This window comes from Paraburkholderia sp. Cy-641 (assembly GCF_011752945.1).
Classification (GTDB): domain Bacteria; phylum Pseudomonadota; class Gammaproteobacteria; order Burkholderiales; family Burkholderiaceae; genus Paraburkholderia.
Map to the genome: position 1 here is coordinate 80,550 of NZ_VWWM01000038.1, position 6,315 is coordinate 86,864.

A 6,315-nucleotide genomic window follows, 5' to 3' on the forward strand; every position below is an offset into this window, starting at 1 on the left:
GGAGCCACCCATGAAGCATCACGATCAGGTCGCCGACGCGTTCGGCTCGACCGCCGCCGCTTACTTGACGAGTCAGACCCATGCGAGCGGCGCCGATCTGCGCACGCTCGCCGACGCCATCGCCGCGACGCCGGGCGCGACCGTGCTGGACATGGGCTGCGGCGCGGGGCACGCGAGCTTCGCGGTTGCGCCGCATGCGAAAGAGGTCGTCGCCTACGACATCGCGCCGCAGATGCTCGCGACCGTCGAAGGCGCGGCGAAAGAGCGCGGCCTCGCCAACATCCGCACGCAGCAGGGCGCGGCCGAAACGCTGCCGTTCGCCGCTCATGCGTTCGACTGGGTGATTAGCCGCATGAGCGCGCATCACTGGCACGACGTGCCGCTCGCGCTCGCCGAGGTGCGGCGTGTGCTGAAGCCGGGCGGCAAGGTGCTGTTCATCGATATCGCGGGCATCGATCATCCGCTGCTCGATACGCATATCCAGGCGATCGAGTTGCTGCGCGACGGCTCGCATATCCGCGATTACCGCGCCGACGAGTGGATTGCGTTGTTCGCCACGGCCGGTTTCAAGGCGTCGATTCGCGAGCGTTGGCGCATCGACCTCGAATTCAAGTCGTGGGTTGCGCGCATGCGTACGCCCGAGCCGCGCATCGTCGCGATCCGCTCGCTGTGGGATCACGCGCCCGACGAAGTGCGCCAGTATTTCGACGTGCAGGCGGACCACTCGTTCAAGCTCGACGCGTTGATGATCGACGCGCATTGAATGAAAAAAGCCGGGGGTGGCCTTTGCTGGCCACCCCCGGCGTGTGTTGTGTATCGCAGACTGAATGCACCGCTTGCACTGATGATTCCGCATCGGTGCGTCAAGCCCGCTTGCGCTTCGACGGCAAACAGCGGTTCAAACCCCGGTTCAAACCGCCGCTTCAGCCTCAACCCGTATTGCGCAAGCCCGCCGCGATCCCGTTGATGCTCAGATGAATCCCGCGTCGCACGCGCGTGTTCGTATCGCCCGCGCGATAGCGCTTGAGCAATTCGACCTGCAAGTGATTGAGCGGATCGAGATACGGGAAGCGGTTCTTGATCGAGCGCGCGAGCAGCGGATTTTCCGCGAGCCGATCGCCCTTGCCGGTGATCTCGGACAACACCTTCGAGGTGCGCTCCCATTCCGCGACGATGCGCTCGAATACGTGCTTGCGCAGCTTCTTGTCGGTGACGAGCGCGGCGTAGCGCGACGCGACCGCGAGGTCGGTCTTCGCGAGCACCATGTCCATGTTCGAGAGCAGGTTCGAAAAGAACGGCCACGTCTTGTGCATTTTCTTCAGCAGCGCGAGCCGGCGCGCGCGTTCGGCGTCGGAGGGCGCGCTGTCGAGATGCGCGGCGACCGCGCTGCCGAAGCCGTACCAGCCCGTCAGCAGCAGACGGCATTGGCCCCACGAGAAGCCCCACGGAATCGCGCGCAGGTCCTCGATCTTGCGCTGCTTCGGGTCCTGCAGCTTGCGCGAGGCGGGCCGGCTGCCGATGTTCAGCTCGGCGATCTCGGCGATCGGCGTCGACTCGAAGAAATACTCCTTGAAACCCGGCGTTTCGTAGACGAGCGCGCGATACGCGGCCATTGCCGTATCGGACAGTTGCTGCATCGTTTCCTCGAACACGGGCAGCTCGGCGGGCGCGTTGCCTTGCGGCAGCAGCGACGCTTCGAGCGTCGCCGCCACCACCGTTTCCAGATTGCGCCGGCCGATCTCGGGGTTGGCGAACTTGCTCGCGATCACCTCGCCCTGCTCGGTCAGGCGGATCTGTCCGTCGACAGTGCCGGGCGGCTGCGAGAGGATCGCCTGATAGGTCGGGCCGCCGCCGCGGCCGACGGTGCCGCCGCGGCCATGGAACAGGCGCAGCGTCACGCCGCGTTCGTTGAACAGCGAGACGAGCGCAAGCTCGGCGCGATACAGCTCCCAGTTCGAGGTCAGGAAGCCGCCGTCCTTGTTGCTGTCCGAATAGCCGAGCATGACTTCCTGCTCGTTGCCCTGGTGTTCGATCAGCGCGCCGACGCCCGGCAGCGCGATCAGATCGCGCATGATGTGCGGCGCGTTGCGCAGATCGGGGATCGTCTCGAAGAGCGGAATCACCATCAGGCCCGCGCGCGCCGGATCGTGTTCGTCGCCGAGACGGCCGCGCAACAGGCCGGTTTCCTTCTGCAGCAGCATCACCTCGACCAGATCGCTGACCGTTTCCGTGTGCGAAATGATGTAGTTGCGCACCGCGCGCGCGCCGAATTTTTCGCGCGTGATACGCGCTTCCTCGAGCACGCCGAGTTCGCTCTTCACGAGGTCCGAGTACTCGGCGTACGGCACGCGCAGCGGGCGTGGCTGCGCGAGTTCGGCGAGCAGCACCTCGAGCTTGTCCGCCTCGGAGAGCGCCGCGTAATCGGCCTCGACGCCCGCGCGTCTGAGCAGTTCGGCGATCACCGCTTCGTGGATGTCCGAGCTTTGCCGCAGATCGATGCTCGCGAGATGGAAGCCGAACACCTCGGCGGCGCGCGTGAGCGGCGCGAGACGCGGGGCCGCGAGCGGCGCGCCGTGATGCTCGGCGAGCGAATCGATCAGCACGTGCAGGTCGCGCACGAAGTCGGCGGCGTCGTCGTAGGGAATCGCGCGGATCGGCGCCACGCCGCGCCCGGCGCTGCGCACCGGCACGCTGCCTTCGCCGAGCCGCACGCGCGCGCTGGCCGCGAGCCGCGTGTACATGCCGATCAGCGCGCGGCGATACGGCTCGTCGGTGCGGTGCGGCGACTGGTCCGGCGAGATGGCCGCGAGTTCCTTCAGCGCATCGCTCGCGCCGGCCAGCAGGTTCGACACCGACAGTTCCGCGCCGAGCTTGTGCACCTGCTCCATGTAGTGCTCGAAGATCACCGCGGCCTGGCGCGTGATCGCGTTTTCGAGCGTGTCGGCCGTGACGTTCGGATTGCCGTCGCGGTCGCCGCCGATCCAGCTGCCCATCTGGAAGAACGGCGGCAGGCGCGCTTCGATGCCGTGTTCCTTGAGGGCGTCCTCGATGTCGCCATAGAGCGCGGGGATTTCCTCGAGGAAGGTGGCGCGATAGAACGACAGCGCGTTCTCGATTTCATCGGCGACGCTCAGACGCGCGTCGCGCAGCATGCGCGTCTGCCAGAGCGAGGTGACGCGCGCGCGCAGCATCGCTTCGTTGTGCGCGCGTTCGCGGTGGGTGAGCGGCTGGTCGCGCTCGGCGAGCAGCCGCGCGATGTCGTGCTGCGCGTCGAGAATGCTCTTGCGCTGCACTTCGGTCGGGTGCGCGGTCAGCACCGGCATGATCAGCGCGTCGTTGAAGAACTGCTGCAGCACCGGCGTTGCGGCCGCGCCCGCCGTGACGAGCCGCTCCAGCGCATAGGCGATCGTGCCCGGCTGCGAGGCCGAGCCCGCGAGCGCGTGAATCCGGTGCCGGCGGTTGCGGTGGCGGTCCTCGGCGATATTCGCGAGGTGCGAGAAGTAGCTGAACGCGCGCACCACGCTGACCGTCTGCTCGGGCGTCAGCGTGCGCAGCTTCTTGTCGAGCGTCTGCGCGGCGGCGCTGTCGTCCTCGCGGCGAAAACGCACGGCGGTCTGCCGGATCGTTTCGACGACGTCGAACACCGCGTCGCCTTCCTGCTCGCGCAGCACGTCGCCGAGCAAGCGGCCGAGATAGCGGATGTCCTGGAACAGCGGATGGTCCTTGTCCTCGCGCGTGCGGGCCGTGCTTTTAGCGGCGGGGACGGCGGCGCCCGCGCCTTGCGCGACGGCTTTCAGCTTCGGCTTTTTGGCGGCGCGCGGTTGGGCTGCGTCGCTCGCGGCCGCTTCGGTTTTCGCGGAAGCGGTGGCGTTCGCATCGGTGTTGGCGGCCTTGGCCGGCTTGCGCGTATCGGCGGCGCTTGCGGCTTGCCCAGCCTTTTCAGCCTTGCTGGCTTTGGCTGTCTTCACGGGTTTTTCCGCTTTGACGGACACGGCGGTGCGCGCGGCTTTCGGCGCCTTGGCGGCTTGCGCGGCGAGGGCACGTTGGCCCGGGCGTTTTTCCGTGCGCTGTTCCGTGCACTGGTCGGCGCGTTGAGCGAAGGCCGACGTCGTGCCGTGCGCGGTGGAGTCGGCGAGGGCTGCGGCAGAGGCAGCGGAAGCGTCCGGCGTCGCGGCATGGGCCGGGCGAGCGTTGGACGAAGCAGTGTTGCGGCGGTCAGGGCGCGCCGATCCGGAAGACGTCACGATGGGTTTCCTCAGGGAAGCCAGGGTCTGTTGAGTGATGAACTGCAACTGCGGAACTGCGACAGAATGTGCAACGTGGACTGCGAGTAACGTGAACAGCGTGCAACAGGGACTGCGAACGGGACTGCAATTAGAACAGCAAAGAGAACTGCAAGGCGCACGACAACGCGCAACGGCAAGGCGCGGCGGCAGGCGGGCCTGCAAAACGAACCGCCCGCGACGAGCCGCATGAGCCCTACCGACGCCGGATGGAGAGAGGGGCCACGACACATGAGGTGAGGCCGCACTGAACGCGCGGCGCGTGCCGCCCACGCGGTTACGCCGCATTGCATCATCGCGCATGCCGCCGCGCGATGCGCGAACGACCGTGCGTGACGAGCCGGAATGGGGCAGGCGCTTGCCGCGCGCAGCCCGTCTCCTCCATCGATACCGCGTCTGCCCGGCGCCCGGCTGTGCCTTTGGTGCAAGGGCGCAAGCAGGGGCGCGTGCTAACATTGATTGTTATTCCATCCCGAGATTCGATCAGCAAGCTAATGAACACCGAGACGTTTGCCGCGCCACCCCACACGCTTGTGATTGCTTCGCGAGAGAGCCGCCTTGCCATGTGGCAGGCGGAGCATGTGCGATGTGCGCTGCACAAATTATATCCATCTTGTGACGTAAAAATCCTCGGAATGACGACGCGCGGCGATCAGATTCTCGATCGCACGCTCTCGAAGGTCGGCGGCAAGGGCCTCTTCGTCAAGGAACTCGAAGCCGCGCTCGCCGATGGCCGCGCCGACCTCGCGGTGCATTCGCTGAAGGACGTGCCGATGGAACTGCCCGCGGGCTTCGCGCTGTCCGCGATCATGGAGCGCGAGGACCCGCGCGACGCGCTCGTCTCCAATCAATACGACTCGCTCGCCGCGCTGCCGGCCGGTGCCGTGGTCGGCACCTCGAGCCTGCGCCGCGAGGCGATGCTGCGCATGCGTTATCCGCATCTCGACGTGCGGCCGTTGCGCGGCAATCTCGACACGCGCCTCGCCAAGCTCGATCGCGGCGATTACGCGGCGATCATCCTGGCCGCGGCCGGGCTCAAGCGTCTGGGTCTCGGCGAGCGCATCCGCGCGCTGCTCGATCCTCGGGACAGCTTGCCAGCCGCGGGGCAGGGCGCGCTCGGCATCGAGATTCGCGCCGATCGCGCGGACCTCGCCGCGTGGCTCGCGCCGCTCCATCACTCACATACGGCGGCCGCCGTCGAAGCCGAGCGCATGGTGTCGCGCGCGCTCGGCGGCAGTTGCGAGGTGCCGCTCGCCGCGTATGCGACCTGGCATGACGGCGCGCTGCATCTGCGCGGCATCGTCGCGACGCCCGACGGCCAGCGCGTACTGAGCGCGCAGGCATCGGCGCCCGCGCCGAGCATCGAGCGCGCGCTCGCGCTGGGCCAGCAGGTCGCGAGCGAGCTTGCTGGGCAGGGCGCGCTCGACATCGTCCGGGCGCTCAGCACCGCCAGCGGCCCGGCTGTGGCGGATAGTGCCGCGCATGCTGCCGCAAGTGATGCCACAAGCGACGCGGCAGGTGACATAGCAGGCAGCCCCGCAACCCCCGCCGCGAACGGCGCGGCGGCCGGCGAGTGATGGCCTCGGGCACGCCGGAGCAGGCGCCCTTCACGGTCGTGATCACGCGGCCGGCCGGCCAGTCGAGCGAGCTCGTCGGGCAGCTCGAAGCGGCCGGCCTCGCGACGCTCGACTTTCCGCTAATCGACATCGCCCCCGTCATCGACCCTGCGCCGTTGCGCGCCGCACTCGCGTCGCTCGAACGCTATGCGCTCGTCGTCTTCGTCTCGCCGAACGCGGTCAATCACGCGTTTGCGCACCGCGACGACATCTGGCCGCACGCGTTGCCGATCGGCGTGGTCGGTCCTGGCAGCGTGCGGGCGCTGGCGCGCCACGGCATCGGCGCGCCGGGGCATCGCGTCATCAGCCCGGCCGCGGGCGCCGACGACGAAGCGGCGAGCTTCGACTCCGAGGGCCTCTTCGCCGCGCTCGACGCGCAGCTCGGCACGACGGCGCTCGACGGCAAGCGCGTGCTG

At 68.0% G+C, this 6,315-nt stretch carries 4 protein-coding genes; 3 read left to right on the forward strand and 1 reads right to left on the reverse strand.

Annotated features, from left to right (window positions below; genetic code table 11):
• The first annotated feature begins 10 nt into the window (after window positions 1-10).
• The gene (locus F3J20_RS20765) at window positions 11-763 is read left to right on the forward strand and encodes a class I SAM-dependent methyltransferase (protein WP_167284385.1); all 753 of its coding nucleotides are present in this window, start codon (window positions 11-13) and stop codon (window positions 761-763) included.
• 166 nt (window positions 764-929) lie between these two features.
• Here F3J20_RS20765 and ppc read toward each other — a convergent pair whose 3' ends face one another.
• Window positions 930-4,244: a phosphoenolpyruvate carboxylase gene (gene ppc, locus F3J20_RS20770; protein WP_167284386.1), complete on the reverse strand. Its 3,315-nt coding sequence runs from the start codon at window positions 4,242-4,244 to the stop codon at window positions 930-932.
• Window positions 4,245-4,777: 533 nt separating this feature from the next.
• Here ppc and hemC point away from each other — a divergent pair.
• Both hemC and F3J20_RS20780 read left to right on the forward strand, forming a co-directional pair.
• Window positions 4,778-5,860, forward strand: coding sequence for a hydroxymethylbilane synthase (gene hemC, locus F3J20_RS20775; RefSeq protein WP_167284387.1), 1,083 nt, complete (start codon window positions 4,778-4,780; stop codon window positions 5,858-5,860).
• A partial coding sequence (locus F3J20_RS20780) for a uroporphyrinogen-III synthase (RefSeq protein ID WP_205299347.1) occupies window positions 5,860-6,315 on the forward strand: 456 nt, incomplete at its 3' end. The genes hemC and F3J20_RS20780, both read left to right, overlap by 1 nt.